This window comes from Legionella fallonii LLAP-10, assembly GCF_000953135.1.
Lineage (GTDB): Bacteria > Pseudomonadota > Gammaproteobacteria > Legionellales > Legionellaceae > Legionella > Legionella fallonii.
The window spans coordinates 2536667-2557028 of the sequence record NZ_LN614827.1 but is presented as its reverse complement, the minus strand read 5'-3'; the positions used below and the strand labels follow the sequence as shown (position 1 = coordinate 2557028).

Sequence of the window (20362 nt, the reverse complement as noted above, 5' to 3'; positions counted from 1 at the left end):
CAAGCTCCTCAGGATGACGACTAACGCGCATAGTCAGGTTAAGGAGCCAGTTTACTTTATTTCCCTCTTAACCAGGACAGCCGGCTCATTTTGTTCCAAACTATGGTTTAAAAATTTTTATAGCGAAAGTATTCCGAGGATAAGCCGTTTGTTGTAGCATATCATCCAAATTTTTGAAGAAGTTAAACGTCCAATTGCTGTCTTGGTAAGACGATGCGTTGAGTCCTGATGTAGTACCGGCATCGCGCTCAAGAAACCCTTTTTCACCATCAGAATCTGCAATATTGACTAGGGCATGAATGGGATTGGAGGTATCTTCCTTAACCAAACAAACCCCTTGGTTTAAACTTATGTCCGCAAAATCACAACTAGTGATGTTATATTTTTTAACGCTAGTTAGAGAGCGAATCAATAACTGAATATCGGCCACTTGGGTACTGACTTGAATATCAAAAATACGTTTTTCTTTATTATAGGTAATACTGACATTATTCTTATTTAACGATTCATCATATTGGGTGATTTTTTTTAAAATGGCAGCGGTTTCTCTTTTGACATTCAGTCTTTTTGTACTGCAGGATAGTAAAACTTGATACATGACCTGTTGTTTTGTAGCAGGTTCCAATTCTGATTTAAAATCACTAACTTCATCTTGCATCGCGACAACATGTTCTGCTGATGCAAGGCAGGAAACAGGTAACTTAGGAGCTGCAGAGGATCTTGAAAGAAAATAGGTACCCTCATCTGTCTTTTGCTTTTGCAGCATAGCCTTATTTATTCTAACTTTATTTATCTCAAATAAATAAGATGAAAAGCCTGATTCACGAGCAGTACTAGCCGGAGTAGTCGAATGCCTTTTCATAAATGCATCAATTTTCTCTTGCTCTTTCTTGTCTTCTATATGAAAAACTTTTTTACCTGATTCTTTATAATAGTGCTGTTCACGTAGGTTTGTATACTTTTTATCTTTTTGACTTTTTGGCATTGTATTTCCATTAAAACAATTTGGATAAATATTACTCAGTATTATAATAAAAAAAAATTAAGAAATTATTAAAAGAGTATTGTTCCTATCTATCCTTGACTTACCAATTGGAGTTGTTAAGGTAGATAGTCAAAATAGGAAAGGGAGTACCACTAATATGAGCGAATTTTTCCAAAGACCGCCTGCCCTTGGCAATCAGTATGATGAAGATCGAGTACTTAAGTCTTACCTTGAATGGAGGCTTCCTGATTCAATTTTTATGGAACTGCAGCCCGAACTGCGCCAACTTGGAGAGCGTGTTATTACAGATATTTATCAGTTAGGCTTAATGGCGGAAGCAGAACCTCCTCGACATATCCCTTACGATCCCTGGGGAAAAAGAATAGATCACATTGAAGTATCGCAGGCGTGGAAAGAATTAGACAAAATTTCAGCAGAGGAACAATTAATAGCAATAGGCTATAAACGCCAGCACGGCGCCTTTTCCCGTATTCATCAATTTGCTAAGCTTTATCTTTTTCATCCCTCTTCAGCAATCTATACTTGTCCTCTGGCCATGACTGATGGCGCCGCACGAGCTATAGAACTTTATGGCGACGATTATTTGAAACAAAGGGCCTTTAGTCATTTGACCTCTGCAGATCCTAATCAATTTTGGACCTCAGGACAATGGATGACAGAACGTACAGGAGGATCTGATGTGAGTCATACCTCCACCATCGCTAAGCAAGACGGCTCCCATTTTAGGCTACATGGTGTGAAGTGGTTTACCTCGGCAACTACTTCACAAATGGCTATGACTCTTGCTCGTATTGAAGGAGCGCCCAGTGGTAGTAAAGGGCTTAGTTTGTTTTATTTAGAATTACGCGATCAGGGAGGGCATCTTAATGGCATTCGTATTAATCGCCTCAAAGATAAACTAGGTACTCGTGCGCTTCCTACCGCTGAATTGACCCTCGATGGTGCTTCTGCCATTTTGGTTGGTGAGCCTGGAGATGGGGTAAAAAAGATCTCTTCACTATTTAATATTACCCGTATTTATAATGCCTGTTGCGCTGTTGGCTACATGCGCCGTGCTCTTGCTCTTGCTCGTGACTATGCTACGAAACGTGTTGCATTTGGGCGTCCTCTTTCAGAGCATGGGCTGCACTTTGAGACATTAGCGGATTTGCAAGTGGAGTTTGAAGCTGCTTTTCATTTGGTATTTCATGCCATTGAACTTTTGGGTAAAGAAGAGGTTAAAGAGGCTAGTCAATCAGAATCAGCGGTACTTAGGTTATTGACACCCTTAATCAAACTCTATACGGCAAAACAAGCCATCAAGGTTGTTAGTGAAGCATTAGAAGCCTTTGGGGGCGCAGGTTATGTCGAGGATACTGGCCTCCCTCGTTTGTTGCGGGATGCTCAAGTTTTAGCGATTTGGGAAGGGACGACGAATATTCTAAGTCTCGATGTATTACGCGCCATTCGCAAAGAACAAGCTGCAGAACCCTTCTTACAGGATATTGTTGGACGATTGAACAATATTAATACGCAAGAACTGGCTTCATCTAAAGAGAGCGCTCTTGCTGCAGTGACTGTGTTGCAGGCTTATATGCAGTCCATGTCTGTTATGGGTGAAGAGGAGCAACAAATCGCTGCGCGACGTTTTGCGTTTAGCATGGCGCAAGCTTATGCTGCCAGTTTGCTATTGGAACATGCCAATTGGTCCTTACAAAAGAACAAAGGGGCTTTAGTTGCCATTACCGCAAAGCGATGGTGTTCTAAAAACTTAACTCCCTTGCTTAATCCTACAGAAGTTTATTGCAAAGAGTCATACATGTTAGGGTTAGATAGTTCTAATTAATTCTATTTCTTTTGGTAAAGCCCTATTAATTCACTGCTGGCAATGAGATGTTCTCTCATTGCTACCATCACCTCATTTTCAGAGGCAGCGCTATTTAAATTTAATAAGGTATTCAATGCATAGAGTTTAAAGAAATATCTATGGGTTCCGCTGGGTGGACAGGGGCCGTTATAGCCATTCCCATTCCAGCTATTTTTACCACTTATTGCTCCAGGAGGAATTAGGGCTCCTTCATTTAGTTGTTTTATACTTGCGGGAATGTTAAATAACACCCAATGATTCCAGGTGCCTCCTGATGCGTCTGGATCATCGACAAGTAACACATAAGATTGGGTTTCTGTTGATGAGTCTTTCCAGGATAAAGGTGGCGATTGATTTGCCCCATCACAGGTATATTTGCCAGGAATCATACTATTTGCAGAAAAAGCAGGGCTCTCAAGAGTTAAATCCGTTGCAAAATTCTTACAGCTAAGACTAATGAGTAATGCAAACAGGAGTACTGACACTTTATTCATGTTATACCTCTTCAGAAAAATCGCGAGCCAAATAATTTAATAATGCAATGATGGTCGTGGTTATTGGTGCAATAATATGCATTCCAAACCCTGAGGCCATTCCAATAGCCACTGTAGCCCACATAGTGGCCGCACTAATAGTTCCGTAAATACGTTGTTTGTCTCTAAATATTAAACTAGCGCCTATAAAGCCTACGCCGGTAATTAACCCTGTAACCCCAGACATCACATATGGGTTGTTTAAAATAACAAAACCATGCAACATCACTACTGTAAATAGACAGGATCCGGAACATATAGCGCAATAAATCAATGGTCCTATATGGTATTTTTGTCTATTGGAAATCCCTATAATAATTCCCAGTATTGCTGCAATGATGACTCTCAGAGAAAAAATAAGTTCAGCGACATAATCGGAATGTGCTTCCAAAATTTGCACACCCGGAAGACTTGCAGAGAAGAGTAGGGATGGCGTTATGAATAGCAACAAGAGTAGTAACATTTTATTTTTATTCATTTAGTTATCAGCACGTTAGTTAAGTCATCATCGGAGTTTTCTTTATAACTTCGGTATTGTCAGGGAAATCCACAACTTAATGGTTCGGACATCCATCAGTATTACTGTTTGTTTGAAATAGTCTGGCGCAAATTTGAGGTGAAAGCAATGCCTCATTATTTATATAAATAGAGACCTCATGCACTTTAAAAATATTATATAATCAACTGGTTAATATAATTCTGAGTAGGGGCTTGGATGAGAAAATGCTCAATGAAAAAATAAAGACTTTAAAACAAGTTAGATCTCTTCGTCAAAAAAGTACTGATGCAGAGAGTTATTTATGGTTTTACCTTAGAGCACATAGACTAAAAGGACATAAATTTAAAAGACAAGTTCCTATAGGAAAATACATTGTGGATTTTATTTGTCAGCAAAACAAACTTATTATTGAATTGGATGGCGGGCAACATATTTTGAATAAAGAGTACGATGAAGCTAGAACAGCTTATCTTAATTCAATAGGGTATAAAGTGTTACGTTTTTGGAATGATGAAGTATTATTAAAAATTGAAGAAGTACTTGAGCATATTATTTTTAATTTGGAATAGAAATGCAGTTTCATTGCTTTACCCTCTCCCCAACCCTCTCCCGCGCTCAGCATTTTAGTTTTAAATTAATTCCTTTCGCGGGCGAGGGAGTATAATGGTACCAATATTGATTAAAGTGTGAGGCAATGTTCATCGTTCTATTTTCTCTTTTGGCAGAATGTAATAAATAAAAAGGTAAACTACGGAACTCTAATAGAACAAAGCGCACCATGAAAAAATAGGGTTGAGTTGTCTTTCCCCTTTATTAATCACTATCTACTCTCTCGCCCGCGAAAGGAATTAATTTAAAACTAAAATGCTGAGCGCGGGAGAGGGTAAACCAGGGAACTCTAATAGAACAAAGCGCACCATGAAAAAATAGGGTTGAGTTGTCTTTCCCCTTTATTAATCACTATCTACTCCCTCGCCCGCGAAAGGAATTAATTTAAAACTAAAATGTTGAGCGCGGGAGAGGGCTGGGGAGAGGGTAAACCACGGAACTCTAATAGAACAAAGCGCACCATGAAAAAATAGGGTCGAGTTGTCCTTCCCCTTTATTAATATTCTCACTATCCCGCGAAAGGAATTAATTTAAAACTAAAATGCTGAACGCGGGAGAGGGCTGGGGAGGGGATAAACCAGGGAACTCTAATAGAACAAAGCGCACCATGAAAAAATAGGGTCGAGTTGCCCTTCCCCTTTATTAATCACTATCTACTCCCTCGCCCGCGAAAGGAATTAATTTAAAACTAAAATGCTGAACGCGGGAGAGGGTTGGGGAGAGGGTAAACCAGGGAACTCTAATAGAACAAGAGGCACCTATTATAAAATTAAAATATTAAAAAAGACTAGAATGTCGCGACAAAATATTCAGAAATAGAGGACTTAGCTGTCTTTTTATAATACAATTAGCGTTCTTAGTAAGACAAGTTTGATGAAGTAAGAGAAAACTAGTGAACAATTATAAATGGATTCTATTTGATGCCGACGATACTCTCTTTCATTTTGATGCGTTTAATGGCTTAAAATTAATGTTCTCTCACTATGATGTTCATTTCACTGAACAGGATTATGCTGAATATGAGCTCATCAATAGAGCCTTATGGACAGAGTATCAAAATGGCACTATCACTGCTGAAGAATTACAGTGTAGGAGATTTACTGTTTGGGCCACCAGATTAGAATGTAGCCCTTACGATTTAAATAGTGCTTTTATGGCCGCAATGGCTGAGATATGTTCCCCTATAGAAGGAGCTATCAACCTATTAAATGCATTAAAAGATCGTTCTCGCCTGGGAATTATTACTAATGGTTTTACCGAACTACAACAAACTCGTCTCGAACGAACAGGCCTCAAAGATCATTTCGAGCTAATCGTCATATCCGAGCAAGTAGGGGTTGCTAAGCCGCACCAAGCTATTTTTGAACACACGCTTGCCATTATGGGACATCCAGTGCGCGACCAGGTGCTCATGGTAGGTGACAATCCTGACTCTGATATCTTAGGTGGACTCAATGCCGGACTGCATACTTGCTGGTTAAACAGGCACAAGAAACAACCACCTGAAGGAATTAAGCCTCATTATGAGGTTGCTTCCTTAGAAGAGTTACAATACTTATTAGTAAGTGAAAACTAGTATTGGTTTTTATTAAACTTCTTCTCAAACTCTACTGCTGCGGGAAATTGCTTCGTTTTTGAACCCATCAATCGATAGGTTCAATATCACTAAAACGAATGGCAACAGGGTCTTTTACTTGCTGATTTTCAATATATTCAGCACGCAAATAGAGATCGCCTTGAGGCGGTGAGGCAAATCCACCCCATAATGTATCTCTTGCCGGCGGGATGTTATTGACTGTTTTCGTTTGTATGTTGAGTGGGCCACCATGATGCACACCGCAAGGGGCTAGCAAACAGTCATGTATCCCCATATCAAACCAATGACCATCTAAAAAGCCGCGAGCAGTACCTGCCCAGACAATAACGCACTCATCAGAAATAGGATGGGTATGCCCGGAAAACATATCTCCAGTTCCGCAGCGAGTCAGATGAAAACCACATTGCCGTGCACCATGCCCAGGCCAGAGAACAAAACGCATAGGACTACCATTGGCAGTAAATTCAGCTCCTTTAAATACATTAAATAGAGCACCATGTTTCCTGATATCGTCTCGTTGCAAATTCCAACCACGAAGCTCAGGATAAGTATCTCTATAGCGCAAATAATTTATTGCAGATATGTTGCCAGGAGTTATTGATTTTTTTGCTGCCTCTACTGCATCAAAATCCATTTTTCCTAAAGACTCAATATAAAAACCAGAATCAATATATAAGCTCACCAAGGGAGGAGTAATGGCGCTGACTAAAATAAAATCCTCTTTATTGCTTACCGCATTTCTGATGCCATGAGAGGTTTGTTCAGGAAAATAAGCAATGTCTCCAGGCTCTATTTCTACCCATTGCTCTCTTAAGTAAACCTCTCCTTTACCTTGGACACATAACAATGCTTCCTCAGAAATTTGATAGGAATAAAGAGGACTCTCTAATCCAGGTTTAACAGTGATGACATGGATACTTTCTGTTTGAAAACCATTTCCTGGCCAGGCTATCAGCCGTGTTGGCAGATTATGCAGCACTATTTCTATCCCTTCATTAAGATGTCCAATAGCGCCGCTACTGCGTATTTGCTCATGACTGCGATTTCTAGCTAAATAATATTCCTTATTCTCCATGTCATCGCTCCTTCATAAAAAGAGAAGTTCTCCACAACAGAACCTAATTTCTTTTTAGTATAGAGCATAATATAAATATCTATCAGTTCAATAAGTTACTTATTAATCACCACTCTCAATGCTTGTAGTTTTAAAGTAGCACTATTGATATGGTGCTCACTCTCAACTATTTGTCGTTTGAAAAACGCAATTTCTTCATCACGTATGCTGGGATTAATTTTTTGTAATGCCTCTAATCGGTTGATTTCATTTCCTATACTGTCTTTCATCGCTGAGTGAGCCCCATCGATTATTTCCCTCATTTGTACTTCAGCCACTTGGTTACTTCGGTCTAATATCTTTTCTAAATCCTCATGGACTTGTTTCACTATAGGATAGCCCAAATGGCGTTTCACGGATTCGCACATTTCATTGAGTTGTGTGTAACTTAGGATTTTGGAAAGGTTTTTTCCTGAAACATCCATTAAAATTCTGATGGGAGTAAAAGGCAAGAATCTATCGAGTTGTAGCTCTTTGGGAGCAGGGCAATTAATCGTATAGAAGGTTTCTAGAAATAAAGTTCCAGGCGGAATATTTTTTATTGATATAGTCGTTAACGTTGCATTGCCCACCTCAGAGCTTAGAATCATCTCTATAGATTCATTCACCATAGGATGTTCCCAGCTTAAGAACTCCATATCCTCACGAATTAAGGCTTTAGCGCGAGAATAAGTTACTGTGACCCCATCTTCTTTTAAACCAGGGAAATGGCTTGTTTTCATATGCTCTGTAGGACGCAATATTTCTGAATATTCAGAGTGATATTCATGATCAATGGCATACTCATGAAATACTTTAGCCATGTAATTTTCCAACTCCAGATAATTTTCTTCTGCCTCAATGTCCGTAATAAGCTCTTTGGCTTTAACAGGATTACAGGAGTTCATTTCTAATAATTTATCGCGACCCTCTTGTAGAGCCTCGTTTATTTTTTCAGCGTGGATTTTAGTATCAGTGATTAAAGCTTCCAATTTAGTTTGATTCTCTTCTGCCTGCGGGTGTTCTAGAATAGGCAACAGTCTCTCCGCGAAAGTTTCGTAGATAGAAAAACCGACAGAGCAACTTTTTTCAAATAAATTAATACCTTCATGATACCAGCGGAACAGCAGCTCTTGGGCAGTATTTAATAAATAAGGAACATGAATTTCAATAGTGTGCTGCTGGCCTATGCGGTCTAGTCGACCTATACGCTGCTCTAATAAATCTGGGTTTAATGGCAAATCAAATAAAACCAGATGATGAGAAAACTGAAAGTTTCGTCCTTCACTACCTATTTCAGAACATACTAATGTTTGTGCTCCATTTTCCTCTTCAGAGAAGTAAGCCGCTGCTCTATCTCTATCGATGATCGATAATCTTTCATGAAAAGCCGTGCTACGAATGCCTTTTTTCAATTTTAAATATTGCTCTAAGGCTATGGCGGTTTGTGCTTTAGCACAAATTACTAATACTTTTTGGGGATAGAGGGCTTTTAAATGAGTGGCAAGCCATTCCACACGAGGATCTTGTTCGAGCCAAGAATTTTTTTCTGTTGTCGTTTCTGGATATAGATGGATTGTTCCAGACTGCTCTGTCAATTGAGTATAAGGCGCAGGGCAGGGGAGGGGATAAACGTTGAGATGCCTTTCGGGAAAACCGTGAATAGCGGCGCGAGTATTGCGGAAAAGCACTCGTCCAGTACCATGCCGGTCAAGTAAGTTCTTAATGGTATCATTAATATTGGTTGAGCTTTGTTCTGGCAGATAGTGGTTTAACTCTGCTCTTAATTCATCATTGAGTTCATTAGTTTGGTTCTCATCACGGTACTGAACTAATTTTTGAACTATTTTATTAATTTCTTGGTATTGTTGTTCTTGCTTTTTAAATTCTGCAAAATCATAGAATCGTGACGGGTCAAGAAGACGTAAACGAGCAAAGTGACTTTCAATGCCGACCTGTTCAGGAGTTGCTGTAAGGAGCAGCAAACCTTTACTTTGTGTCGCTAATTGCTCAACACAGCTGTATTCAGGGCTTTTTTCCTCTTCAGACCAGTGTAAATGGTGTGCTTCATCAACAATAACAATATCCCATTGACAGGTAGTGGCTTGTTCGCGTGCTTTTTCATTAGCCATCAGAAAATCAAGACTGCACAAAACCAATTGTTCTGTTTCAAAAAGGTTATTCTCAGTGGGTGTTTCTAGAAGTTTAATGAAGTCCTCTTCTTGTTCTTCATCATCACAATAGTCCATGGCATCTTGCATTAAATCATAGCGCTTTTGATCAAAAATAGAAAAATACAAGTTAAAACGTCGGATCATTTCAACAAGCCATTGATGAATCAATGTATCTGGTACCACGATAAGTATTCGTTTTGCTCGTCCTGTATGCAGTTGGTAATGCAAAATCATGCCTGCTTCTATAGTTTTTCCCAAGCCAACTTCATCAGCCAGCAATACACGTGGTGCATAACGTTGGGCGACCTCACTTGCTATATAAACTTGATGGGGAAGATGACTGGTTCGTGAACCTAATAATCCCCTGACATTGGATTGTTGTAGCCTGCTGACGTGATGAAGTGTCTCTATTCTTAATTTGAAAGCATTGAGCTTATCTAGTAGGCCGCTAAAAAGTCTTTGTTCGGGAGTACTTAATTTGATAAAGCAATTAAGAGCAAGCTCGGTTATTTGAACTTCATTTTCCTCTTCATCCATACAGGAATAAATGATGATCCCTTGGTGTTCATGGACATGAGCAATCCGTAATTTTTTTTGCTCATTAGTGATAACTTCCTCACCTTCTTTATAAATGATACGGCTAAGAGGTGCATTATCTATAGCATAAATTCGTTCTTCTCCTGCTGCGGGAAAGCTGATACCTATTTGCCTACCTTGCAGTTCGGTAATAATACCTAAGCCGAGTTGAGATTCTGTATTGCTTATCCAGCGTTGGCCAATGGTAAATGTCATCACTTCAAGTTCCTGTTTTTTCAATATTGGGATTTATGCAAAGCGTACTACTCTTTGTTTTTTTAAGTCCCGAACGTTTTAAATAATTTCAATAGAGTAGTGATATCAACATTGACCCACTACTGACTGCTTATCAGACGTTTATATATCGCACTTTATGTGCGATATCAGCGATATCTTCGTGACAAAATTAATCAATAACTACCTAATTATTTAAATTTTGTGCTGCCTTTCACGAGAGTTGCTACACGTAGATTTTTCTCGTCGATTGTATCAATTTTTAATAGGATAGACATTATTTTTTCATTTTTTCATTTTTTATGCTTTTGTAGCGTCTGTGGTTAGCTACTATTCATCATGAATAAATCATTGACAAATTCTATTTTATCCTTGTATGATAATTTTGAGTGTTAAATTTTTAAACTAAAAAGGAGCCTATTATGCTAAGTCGTAAAGCTATAAAAAAACTTATTTCTCGAGACGCTTCTCCTGCTGTCGCTGTATCTAAAGTAGCAATTTCAACCGCGAGTCGGGGGTATCTTTTTAAGATCTAAATCATTACCTATTTTACCTTCACAAACGAAACATCATTTTTTTCATTCAAAACCTATTCACCCATTACTGACTACTATCGCCAATAAAGTAAGGCACGATTTTCTTTCCAATCATCATAAACATGCTCAGAAGCATCCATTAACTGGGATTGATCATGTCCTTATCTATCTCAATGGAAGGTTAACTCTTTTAGGGAAAAAAACTGAGAGTATGCTTTATGAGATAGAAACAGTGCAAACTCCTGCTTTGGAAGAGGATTACATTACATTAAAAACGATCTCACATCTTAGTGTTTGGTTGAATCTTGTTTTGCGCTCTATGATAGAAGAGAGAGAACAACATGATAGTGAGCCGACTGAATTATTACAGATTGAAGAACATTTACTGGCATTAAAAAGCATAGATGATGAACGCTTACAGCATGAGCATCCTGTTCTAAATCGTTTAATGAAAGTGACCTATAAAGCACTTTCTGCAACGACGATGAGGCAACTCGAAGATATTCAAGCGCAGTTTTTATTAGAGGTTAGGAAAATAAATGAACGCTATTCCGCTCAAGCTACCGAGTTACAATTAAAAGGGCTGTATAGAATCACAGGGAATTGGGTAAAACAGCATAATCTCCTTGCACAAAAGAGTCGTATCCTTATCGTTACTCCCCATGATCCAAGAGAAGGGTTAATCGAGAAACAATACTTTCTCGATTGGTACTTAAAAGAGGGTATTGCTGATGCTGAAAAAAAGACGGGCCATCTTATTTGTGTGGAAATGTTACCTGAACAAATAGGCTCAGTAACTCAGTCGAACTTGATTGATTTTTTGAAGAGGCATCAACTTAATATGCCGATAGGGAAAGATATGTTGGGGAATGAGAATGCGATGAGTCAGGATATTTTAAGTTCATATGCTCCTCCAGTCTTAGAGAAGTTATGTCCATTTCATTCTCAAAAATACCTAACTAAGAACTCGGTGTTTTCTGTAACTCCGCCAGAGGTTAAAAAAGATACTGAAACTGCTTCCATTAATGGATTACACAAGTAATCCATTGGATAGTGTGGGTTGAGTAATTTTGTCTCATGGTGGGCTGTAAGTCATTGCAAGTTAGTTATGAACCGATCGGACTGAGTCCTTTGATATGGATCTCAGCCTGAACGGATCGAAGTAAATCAAGGAACAATCATCTTAGCCGATACCGGTTGAGAAAATGCACCAAAGTCTATTGTATTTTTTCAAGCAATTAGAAAATCACTGATGTAATACTTAATTTTCCCCGCATCAATTTGTTGGTTAAAAATAGTTTATTTTTTCAATAAGTTAAACTATTTAGCCAAATTTTTCTTATTTATTTGTTTTAAAATAAATCAAAAAGAATTAATTTTAATTTAATTAAAAAGTAATTGGCTCTTGTTTTATTCAACTTTTACGATTAAAAATAATAGAGAAAGGATGATATTTAATTGCAAGGAGCAAAAAATGTCTACGGTAGAAAAAAAGCGAGATGACTTATTTGACGATACGACAAAAACAGAAAAAAACGAAACCATCGCAGAAATCGAACGGCTGCAACAAGCTAGTTCATCCCCAACAAAGCCTGGCGAGGATGTCGTTACTGCTGTAAAAGCTGAAACTACTCCGGATCTTCTGCCAGGAAAAAACAGCTTAGAAAGCATTATCGAAGCAAAACAACAGGTGTCACAAGTTAAAGCAAGTCTGGGCACTATTATTGATACCATGGCTCAGAATCCTAGTATTTTCAATCGAGCAGCCACTTATTATGGTGAATTACCTATGTGGAAAAAAATTTTAATAGGCATGGGTATTTCTATTCCCACCTTGGCCTTAGGTGTATTTGCTGAGATCGGCGTTCTTCTGGTGGTTGGTGGAGTGACTGCCGTTGCTTATACTGCAACAGGTATCGTTCTGGAGGATCATCATCACTGCAATATCAATATTGCCGATCGTTTAAAAAAGGGAATCATTAGTTTAGCCGATGTGTTAGAGCTGACTATTAAAGCATTAGATAAAATAGGGCAAAGGTTGGCAGAAGAAGTAGAAAAATTTAAGGCGGAGAATTTAAAGTTGGTTAATAAGGTGAGTGAGTTGGCAGATCAAGTTGAATCACTTAGTTCTCAAGTTGAACTGTTTATTGAAATTGAAAAAATGTTACGTCAGAGCAAAACAAACCTTGAAGAAACCGCCGCGTCACTTAAAAAATCAACAACAGACCAATCAGCTCTATTAAAGAGAAATCAAGAAGAGTTGGAGCGGGTTACAAAAGATTATGAGCGAAGTCAAAAACAATTATCTGAAAAAGTAGACGAGTTAAAGGAAGTTAAAGTTCAGATGAGTAAAGAGGTTGAGAAAGTAAATCAATTATCAACTACTTTAGCAGGTACAGTATCTACTTTATCTAGAGTCGTTACTGCGGATAAAAAACAAAAAGAAGCTCTTGAATCTAGATTAAAGAATTGCCTAGAGGAAAATCAACAAGATTTAGGCTCGGTGGTTGTAAGTTTGAATGAGACAGAGGATAGATTGGAAAAAGGGCGAGAAGAATTTGAGCTTGCTACTAGTCGTTTTAATCATTTATTAGAGAGACATGATCAACTCTTTGAGCGTATGGAAGGTCTTTATGCGAGATTCAGTGAAGAGCGGATGGTCTCTAAACAATCTACAGATATAGAGTCGACATCCAACTTATCCACTCATGTTACGCACGAACCATTTTAAGCAGCTATATTTCTAAGCTCCTGCCAAGCCATCTGGTTTGCTCTAACAATAAGTTTGTACTTAATGGCGAAGTGATTTAAATGAGTTTTTATCTTTAACAGTTCCAGCTTGCAGTAAGCAATTATTGAAGCATAAATATGATTACACTGAGTTTTGACGGTTCGAGTTGGAGATTTGGTTAAGCTTGCATTTTGCTTAATTGATTTGTGATACTCTTCAATCCGCCACCGTTTCTGGTACACTTCATAAAGACGTTCGGCACTACTTAGCATGTCATTAGAAACAAGATAGAGATTTCCTGTTGAACCATTTTCGTTTTTGAACACTTTTTTCAGGAGCCTCACCGGGAAGTCTAGGCCTCTAAGCCAGACTGTGTGGGCTATATCCTCTTCAAGTTCTAATGCTCTTACTTGTTGGTACCGTTCGTTTTTGGCATCGTTTTCAGTTAAGGCTAATGTTCGGTTAGACTTGATCCCAATGATAAACAATTTTTGAAGGTCTTTATGGATGCGAACCATATTGGCCTTCGAGCCAAACCAGTTGTCAGCTAGCACATAATCAAACATCACCTTATTGCTAATCGCCTGGGCAATCAGGTTTTGAAATAATTGATTTTTAGTCACTGATGACTTTCTTCTCATTTGTCTGGTTTTAATATCACAATAGGCGACATCTTTTTTAATCACCTCATATCCTACCGGTACACTGAAGTCCTCATAACGGACCATGCACGACAGGATGTTTATCCCTTTGAGAACCGTCCCTTTGGCATGAGAGTAATGCCAGCAATTAATTGCATTCTCATCAGTGTATGGTTTCTCTTCGATGGAATCATCCAGTATCAATACACCACCAACCGTTTCTTGCGACCTAACTGCCTTTTTTATATAACCCCAAAGTGATTTTGAACCAAAATCCTCAAAACGAAGAAACCTCGTCACCTTGTCATGAGTAAATGCGCCATCAACCAAATCAGACAACCCGGTAGCTGTTGCGTATTTGTTTTGAAAAATCAGATAATCACTATATAGATCAAGCATATTCATTTAATTCCCTCCCTAAAATTAAGGGCGGAATTCTAATGCCTTTTATTCAAACTGCAAGTTCATGTGCGTAACATGAGATAATAAGAGAATTATATGTGAAATTAGCTTATTTTAGTTCTTTTTGATGGAATTTTACAATATTTTTACGAAAGAACTGTTGTTGGTAGTATGGTTATTTGTAAGGGTCTTGAGAAGTAGAAAATGGTGTGGGGTTGAATTCTCCAAATTTTTGTTTTTCATCACCTTCTTCCCTGATTTCTTGTGGATCTGGTGCTTTTACGCTGGCCGATTGCTCTTGCGATTCAACTGAATTTAATCCTGGTTTAGAAGTAGAGGGCATGAGCAGGATCATTTTTTGCATACTGTCCGTAGGTTTTTGGGGTTCAACGTCTGCTAATAAGTGAATCGAAAGAACTTTTGCGGCAATAGCATCTGGTTTTTCGGGTCGGTTTACATCATTAAAATTACAATACTTAGATAACCATTGAAACAAGGGCTTCATATCACCAACAATAGGTTCTGCTACCTGTTGAAACACAGACGGTCCGTTTAGTGAATTTGCAAAACTAACCACACAATCACCAGTTGCCATGTCCATAGCACAAAATGAAATAGAGCCTTTATTATTCCCCCAATGAAAGGCAATTGTCTTTTCCGGTTTTTCGGGGTCACCTTCACTATAAACCCCCATCCCCAAACCCCATTTGACTCGTGACGTCTCGGGGGACAACGTTGGGGGGAGTTTTGATAGAAAACCTTCCAACAGTGTTGATTTAAGATACTTATTTTTAAAGCAATACTGTAGAAAGGTGATATAGTCCTCTGCGTTTGTAAGCATCGATCCAGCAGGGATCCCTTTTGCATCGTCTGGCAATGGCGGTAAAGGGGCAAGGGGGCCATTAGGGGGATCTGCTACGTGCGCTTTGGCAACGTCTCGGGGGGTATCATGGAGACGGCCGCCTGGCAACAACCTCTTAAAGGTAGAATTCTCCATGCCTGCTTTTTTAAAAAAATCTTGCGCAATTGCTTCCCATTCTTTACCCGTTTTTTTCTCAATGACCTTCTTTAAAAAATCAAGTGCAACACCTGAATAGGTAAATCGACTTTCAGGGTCTGCGATAAATTTTTTTCCATCATCACCATCTTGGCCAAAGTTTGCTAGACCAGAACATTGTCCAATAATCATACCAATTGTAAGTGTTTTATAATTCGGGTCTTTCCGAAGTTCTTCTGGCCCAAATTCGGGATCGTATTTAAAGAGAGGGGTATTTAAAGTCCATTTATCCTTATGCTGATCGGGCTTATCTTTATCCTGGTCAATTAAATCTAAAATAATAGCTGCTGATACGGGCTTACTTAGGGATGCTGCTTGAAATAGCGTATTTGTATCAACAGGGCTGGGTGCTAATGTGTCAGCCTGTCCGTAAGCCACGGCATGGCGGGTGCCTTTTTCTTTTTGATACCAACCTAACGATAATGCAGGAATATTCGCATCATCAAGCAGTTGTCTCATTAATAATTCCTGTTGTTCTCTTCGCTCTTGCATAAAGCACCACAGCACTCAATAGAATGATTTTCAACCTAAATTATAGCATCAGTTCACTTATTTTATTTATGAGGCAACTTGGGGGGTACTTTAATCAAAATCAGCTATAGAGCTTAAATGCGCTCCAGATCTTTTTTTGTAAGTCCACTTAGAGCATCACCTGTATTTAACGTTGTTTTTGGCTCGATAAACATGACATGAACCTCCTCTTCAGCTATTGGTAAATGTTCAACCCCTTTGGGGACTATAATAAATTCACCTTCTTGCAAGTGAACATCTCTATCTTTAAACCTTAATAAGAGATTGCCTTTAAGGATAAAAAAAAGTTCATCCTCATCATCGTGCTTATGCCATACAAATTCACCCTTCAATTTTGCAAGCTTAACATGTGAATCATTCAGGTCGCCTACTATTCTTGGCGACCAATAGTCATTAAACAAACTTAATTTGTTTTTAAGATTTATTTTTTGCATAGTTAACCCCATTTAGTTTAACCAATGTACCATTAAGTTGATTCACTAATTGCCTTACACCCCTGAAGAGGACAAAAGGCTTCATCTACTTAATTCCAATGTTTTTAATCAGTTAATCCCACAATTCAAGTGATTTACTCTTAATGACCTTACACATTTCTTGAATAAATGTATCTACTGACAAGTTGCTCTTCTGAGCTCCCTTTCGATCTCTGATGGATACTGTTTGGGATGTTGCCTCGTGATCACCGATTATCACGATGTAAGGAATTTTTTGTATCACAGCACTTCGAATCTTATAGCTCATTGTCTCACTCGCTAAATTAAGCTCAACTCTAATCCCATGTTGCAAAAGAAGTTTATAAATGTTTGTGCAGTACTCAACCTGCTTATCTGAAACAGATACGATCATTGCTTGCGTCGGAGATAACCATACAGGAAATGCCCCTGCAAAATGCTCAATAAGATAGGCTATCATCCGCTCATGAGAACCTAGTGGCGCACGATGTATTACATAGACTGGATGTAATTCTCCGTCTTCGCCAACGTAGTTAAGATCAAAGCGCTCTGAAGTCAAAAAATCCAATTGATTTGTGCTAATAGTGTATTCCGTGCCAATCGCACTTTTGATCTGCACATCTACTTTAGGCCCATAAAATGCTGCCTCCCCGTCTACTTCAACAAAAGGAAAGTCTACTTGTTGCATTGCTTTGCGCACTATAATTAGAGCTTTTTCCCATTGCTCAGGATTATTAATGTATTTATCGCCTTGGCTCAAATCGGGCTTTGAAAGACGTAGATAGTAATCTTGAATGCCTAATATTTTAAAATAATAGAGATACAGTCTTAAAACATTCGCAAATTCTTCTTCGGCCTGATCGACTCTGCAATAAATATGAGCATCATTTTGACAAAAACCCCTTGTGCGCATCAATCCTGATAGAGCACCACTAGCCTCATATCGAAATGCATTGCCGTATTCGGCAATGCGAAATGGAAGATCCCGATAGGAGCGTTTATCGCTCTTATAGATTTGATGGTGATGAGGGCAATTCATAGGACGCAGATAATAGCGTTCATCATCAATCGTAATCGGAGCATACATATCTTCTTTGAAATAAGCTAAATGACCTGAGCATTTATAGAGTGCTTCCTTTCCTATAATAGGAGTTACCACACGTTGGTACCCATGCTCTGCTTCTACTCGTCGTGCCCATCCCTCGAGTTCATCTCTTAAAATAGTTCCTTTAGGCAGCCATAAGGGGAGGCCTTGTCCAACCAAATCGGGTGAAAATGTGAATAAACCCAACTCTTTGCCAAGTTTTCTATGATCACGTTTTTTAGCCTCTTCACGATTAAAGAGATAGTGCTTAAGCTCTTTTTGAGTTTTAAATGCAGTACCATAGAGTCGTACTAACATTTTGTTATTACTATTGCCGCGCCAATAAGCACCTGCGATAGAAAGGAGTTTAAATGCTTTTATTTCTCTTGTATGCTCAACATGCGGCCCTGCACATAAATCATAGTATGCATTGTCATGTGTACCTGTCCAATATACAGATGGAATACTATTCTTTTTTTCAATTTCATCAAGCCATTCTTGTTTATATACGTTGTTTTCAAAAAGATGTCTGGCCTCTGCTAAGCTCATTTCTTTCCGCTGAAAAGAGTGATTTTTATCGATAATGTGCTGCATTTCCTGTTCAATAACTGGAAAATCGGCCTCGGATACTCTAAGACGTTCAGGTAATTCAAAATCAAAATAAAATCCATCTTCTGTGGCTGGACCCGAAGCTTTTATAATGCCAGGATATAACTTCTCCATTGCTTCCATTAAAATATGTTCACATGAATGACGTATTTTTAATAATTCGTTGTTATCTGATTTGTGTTGTTCCATTATATAATCTCCACCAAGGACCTAAATACAATCTGTTTTAATTGTTCTAAACAGATTTGGATTTGAAAAATAGATATGTGTGATCAGGCGAATAGACCCCTAAGGGGTATTGGTGAAGGTGGTGATTTTAGCAAAAGAATAGCTTACCGCTTTAAGAGCGGCTATTAAGTCTCGACTTAATAAGCTATTGTTAATTCTGTTCATTTAAAACATAACCTATACTGATTATAAAATCACCTGTTAATTTTATGAGGTTTTTGGTGTTTTTGTCAAATTTAAGAGATTTTTTAAATTAATTAGTGCTCTATGGAATTAATCCCGTCATTTACAAGCCTAATCTCAATTCGCTCTTTCCCGCCACCAATGTTAACTCTCTTCAGAGTGATATAACCCACTTCCGCAGTCGATTTAACATGCGTCCCGCCGCAAGGAACTTTGGAAAAGCCGTCAATCTCCCAATAACGTCTTTGGTTCTCAACGTCTGAAAATCCGGTTTTAATTGTCTCATTTTTTGCAATAATTACATTATATTCAGTCAATAAGCTGTCTAAAATAGAAGTAATGCTCTTGTCATAAATGAAATCTATCCTGGCCTTGGTTTCGGCAATATGTGCGCCGATTTTTTCTATACTTAACTTTCGTGTCACTAACTCAAGAACTAACTCAGCAGCAAAATGTAGGCGCATTAGCCTATATCTTCTAGGCCAATCGATTTCCATCAATACTTTATCACCAACAGAAAGCCCGTGTTTTTCTGGAAGGGTATAATAAATAAGGTTGCCTTCTATTTCAGAATTAGTGATTTCCAGGCCATTAATATAAGCTTTATCACTTTCTTGTCCCCCTGAAAAAGAAAATGCTATGGTCTCTTCTAATAAAATACGATTAGCACTGACTAATGAAACACTGGTAGTTAAGCTACGTTGATATGGATTATCCCAAAATACTTTTCTCATGTTCACGCCTATTTAATTGAAACTATTTTTCCACCCGTTAACCCATCAAGATCACTAGAATGTAGAGAAAATACGGCATTAGGCGTTCCAGCTGCGGCCCATAATGTATCAAATTTCAGCAAATCTTCATCTATAAAAATGTTATTTATTGTTTGTTTGTGCCCAACTGGCGGTACACCACCGATCGCAAATCCTGTTATTTCTCGTGTAAAATTTGCATCGGCTTTAATTATTTTTTCGCTGATTAATCTTTCAATTGTTTTCTCATTTACACGATTTATACCACTAGCGAGAATTAAAATAGGTCGATTAGTTTTTTCTGTACGAAATAGCAGTGACTTGATAATTTGAGCTATTTCACATCCTATTGTAGTAGCTGCATCTTTAGCAGTGCGGGTGCTAGATGATAGCTCTACAACTTCAAATGCTAAACCTTTGTTCAACAAGACATCTTGTACTATCTTTGCGCTATTACTCAATTTCATATGTTCATTAATCATATTAGCCTCAGAAAAATTATTTCCATAAAGAAAATTTTCTTGTCAATTCAGTTACCCTATCCCAGTCACCAAATAAAACAATGCCATAATAAATAAGCTCCTCATTGCTTACTTGTAAGGTTCTTTCAATCTGTTCTTTGTAAGTACCAATGGTCATCGTGTCAGTAAAATCATTACAAATGATATGATTCTCAATAGCTTCATTTCGTAGCTTTCTAATTTTGTTTGAATTCTCTGAGAGAATAATAAAAGGTATTTCCGAAATGAATGGATGAGAACCATCATCAGCATCTTTGTATTCAGTTAAACGTAATTCTGATTTACCAATAGCAGAACCTAAAGCAATACACATATGGGCTAAGGCATTCATTACCTTACCGTTGTCTATACTTTTATTAAGAACAGCCACTAATTTATTTTTAAATTTCTCTTCTGACATGATACATCTCCAATCATTGTAACTTCACATTTTGTGCGTTATAACGCATAATTAGCTATAATAGCATT

General features: G+C 38.1%; 17 protein-coding genes. 5 read left to right on the top strand and 12 right to left on the bottom strand.

Going from position 1 to position 20362, the window contains the following annotated elements:
- Positions 1-100: 100 nt before the first annotated feature.
- Positions 101-985: a hypothetical protein gene (locus tag LFA_RS10390; protein WP_045096128.1), complete on the bottom strand. Its 885-nt coding sequence runs from the start codon at positions 983-985 to the stop codon at positions 101-103.
- Between the two features lie 157 nt (positions 986-1142).
- Here LFA_RS10390 and LFA_RS10385 point away from each other — a divergent pair, with 157 nt between their 5' ends.
- Positions 1143-2831 carry an acyl-CoA dehydrogenase family protein gene (locus LFA_RS10385; RefSeq protein ID WP_045096127.1) on the top strand — a complete coding sequence of 563 codons (1689 nt, stop codon included), beginning with the start codon at positions 1143-1145 and terminating at the stop codon, positions 2829-2831.
- A gap of 2 nt (positions 2832-2833) precedes the next feature.
- Here LFA_RS10385 and LFA_RS10380 read toward each other — a convergent pair whose 3' ends face one another.
- Both LFA_RS10380 and LFA_RS10375 read right to left on the bottom strand, forming a co-directional pair.
- Positions 2834-3346 carry a YbhB/YbcL family Raf kinase inhibitor-like protein gene (locus tag LFA_RS10380; protein WP_045096126.1) on the bottom strand — a complete coding sequence of 171 codons (513 nt, stop codon included), beginning with the start codon at positions 3344-3346 and terminating at the stop codon, positions 2834-2836.
- A gap of 1 nt (position 3347) precedes the next feature.
- Positions 3348-3863, bottom strand: coding sequence for an MgtC/SapB family protein (locus tag LFA_RS10375; protein ID WP_084602159.1), 516 nt, complete (start codon positions 3861-3863; stop codon positions 3348-3350).
- Positions 3864-4108: 245 nt separating this feature from the next.
- Between LFA_RS10375 and LFA_RS10370 the strand changes: the two genes are divergently transcribed.
- Together LFA_RS10370 and yjjG are read left to right on the top strand one after the other, a co-directional pair.
- Complete coding sequence (locus LFA_RS10370) at positions 4109-4453, top strand: endonuclease domain-containing protein (protein WP_045096125.1); 345 nt, start codon at positions 4109-4111, stop codon at positions 4451-4453.
- A gap of 932 nt (positions 4454-5385) precedes the next feature.
- Entirely contained in the window at positions 5386-6069 is a 684-nt protein-coding gene (gene yjjG, locus LFA_RS10365; RefSeq protein ID WP_045096124.1) for a pyrimidine 5'-nucleotidase, read from the top strand.
- 67 nt (positions 6070-6136) lie between these two features.
- On the opposite strand, the gene LFA_RS10360 is transcribed toward yjjG, so the two are convergent.
- Together LFA_RS10360 and rapA are read right to left on the bottom strand one after the other, a co-directional pair.
- Positions 6137-7165, bottom strand: a complete 1029-nt coding sequence (locus LFA_RS10360) for a cupin domain-containing protein (protein ID WP_045096123.1) — start codon at positions 7163-7165, stop codon at positions 6137-6139.
- 95 nt (positions 7166-7260) lie between these two features.
- A complete protein-coding gene (gene rapA, locus LFA_RS10355; RefSeq protein ID WP_045096122.1) occupies positions 7261-10149 on the bottom strand; it encodes an RNA polymerase-associated protein RapA in 2889 nt (962 codons plus the stop codon).
- Between the two features lie 765 nt (positions 10150-10914).
- On the opposite strand from rapA, the gene LFA_RS10350 reads away from it, so the two are divergent.
- Together LFA_RS10350 and LFA_RS10345 are read left to right on the top strand one after the other, a co-directional pair.
- Positions 10915-11745: a hypothetical protein gene (locus tag LFA_RS10350; RefSeq protein WP_045096121.1), complete on the top strand. Its 831-nt coding sequence runs from the start codon at positions 10915-10917 to the stop codon at positions 11743-11745.
- 432 nt (positions 11746-12177) lie between these two features.
- Positions 12178-13434 (top strand): LegC2/C7 family Dot/Icm T4SS effector, encoded by a 1257-nt coding sequence (locus tag LFA_RS10345; RefSeq protein ID WP_052673937.1) that lies wholly within the window; start codon positions 12178-12180, stop codon positions 13432-13434.
- On the opposite strand, the gene LFA_RS19225 is transcribed toward LFA_RS10345, so the two are convergent.
- From LFA_RS19225 to LFA_RS10310, 7 genes are all read right to left on the bottom strand, one after another.
- Positions 13431-14480, bottom strand: a complete 1050-nt coding sequence (locus LFA_RS19225; protein ID WP_045096120.1) for an IS701 family transposase — start codon at positions 14478-14480, stop codon at positions 13431-13433. The two genes, LFA_RS10345 and LFA_RS19225, sit on opposite strands and share 4 nt — an antisense overlap.
- A 172-nt stretch (positions 14481-14652) precedes the next feature.
- Positions 14653-16026 (bottom strand): serine hydrolase domain-containing protein, encoded by a 1374-nt coding sequence (locus LFA_RS10335; protein WP_045096119.1) that lies wholly within the window; start codon positions 16024-16026, stop codon positions 14653-14655.
- A 113-nt stretch (positions 16027-16139) separates the two neighbouring features.
- Positions 16140-16499, bottom strand: coding sequence for a cupin domain-containing protein (locus LFA_RS10330; protein ID WP_045096118.1), 360 nt, complete (start codon positions 16497-16499; stop codon positions 16140-16142).
- 112 nt (positions 16500-16611) lie between these two features.
- Positions 16612-18399, bottom strand: coding sequence for a threonine--tRNA ligase (gene thrS, locus LFA_RS10325; RefSeq protein ID WP_045096117.1), 1788 nt, complete (start codon positions 18397-18399; stop codon positions 16612-16614).
- A gap of 296 nt (positions 18400-18695) precedes the next feature.
- Entirely contained in the window at positions 18696-19355 is a 660-nt protein-coding gene (locus LFA_RS10320; RefSeq protein WP_045096116.1) for an alanyl-tRNA editing protein, read from the bottom strand.
- An 8-nt stretch (positions 19356-19363) separates the two neighbouring features.
- Positions 19364-19855, bottom strand: coding sequence for a YbaK/EbsC family protein (locus LFA_RS10315; protein WP_084602158.1), 492 nt, complete (start codon positions 19853-19855; stop codon positions 19364-19366).
- Between the two features lie 16 nt (positions 19856-19871).
- Positions 19872-20294, bottom strand: coding sequence for a DUF2000 domain-containing protein (locus LFA_RS10310; protein ID WP_045096115.1), 423 nt, complete (start codon positions 20292-20294; stop codon positions 19872-19874).
- Positions 20295-20362 lie beyond the last annotated feature (68 nt).

Coding starts and splice junctions, on each gene's coding strand:
- LFA_RS10390 (WP_045096128.1), bottom strand. CDS start 985: ATGCCAAAAAGTCAAAAAGATAAAAAGTATACAAACCTACGTGAACAG.
- LFA_RS10385 (WP_045096127.1), top strand. CDS start 1,143: ATGAGCGAATTTTTCCAAAGACCGCCTGCCCTTGGCAATCAGTATGAT.
- LFA_RS10380 (WP_045096126.1), bottom strand. CDS start 3,346: ATGAATAAAGTGTCAGTACTCCTGTTTGCATTACTCATTAGTCTTAGC.
- LFA_RS10375 (WP_084602159.1), bottom strand. CDS start 3,863: ATGAATAAAAATAAAATGTTACTACTCTTGTTGCTATTCATAACGCCA.
- LFA_RS10370 (WP_045096125.1), top strand. CDS start 4,109: ATGCTCAATGAAAAAATAAAGACTTTAAAACAAGTTAGATCTCTTCGT.
- LFA_RS10360 (WP_045096123.1), bottom strand. CDS start 7,165: ATGGAGAATAAGGAATATTATTTAGCTAGAAATCGCAGTCATGAGCAA.
- rapA (WP_045096122.1), bottom strand. CDS start 10,149: ATGACATTTACCATTGGCCAACGCTGGATAAGCAATACAGAATCTCAA.
- LFA_RS10350 (WP_045096121.1), top strand. CDS start 10,915: ATGCTTTATGAGATAGAAACAGTGCAAACTCCTGCTTTGGAAGAGGAT.
- LFA_RS10345 (WP_052673937.1), top strand. CDS start 12,178: ATGTCTACGGTAGAAAAAAAGCGAGATGACTTATTTGACGATACGACA.
- LFA_RS19225 (WP_045096120.1), bottom strand. CDS start 14,480: ATGAATATGCTTGATCTATATAGTGATTATCTGATTTTTCAAAACAAA.
- LFA_RS10335 (WP_045096119.1), bottom strand. CDS start 16,026: ATGCAAGAGCGAAGAGAACAACAGGAATTATTAATGAGACAACTGCTT.
- LFA_RS10330 (WP_045096118.1), bottom strand. CDS start 16,499: ATGCAAAAAATAAATCTTAAAAACAAATTAAGTTTGTTTAATGACTAT.
- thrS (WP_045096117.1), bottom strand. CDS start 18,399: ATGGAACAACACAAATCAGATAACAACGAATTATTAAAAATACGTCAT.
- LFA_RS10320 (WP_045096116.1), bottom strand. CDS start 19,355: ATGAGAAAAGTATTTTGGGATAATCCATATCAACGTAGCTTAACTACC.
- LFA_RS10315 (WP_084602158.1), bottom strand. CDS start 19,855: ATGATTAATGAACATATGAAATTGAGTAATAGCGCAAAGATAGTACAA.
- LFA_RS10310 (WP_045096115.1), bottom strand. CDS start 20,294: ATGTCAGAAGAGAAATTTAAAAATAAATTAGTGGCTGTTCTTAATAAA.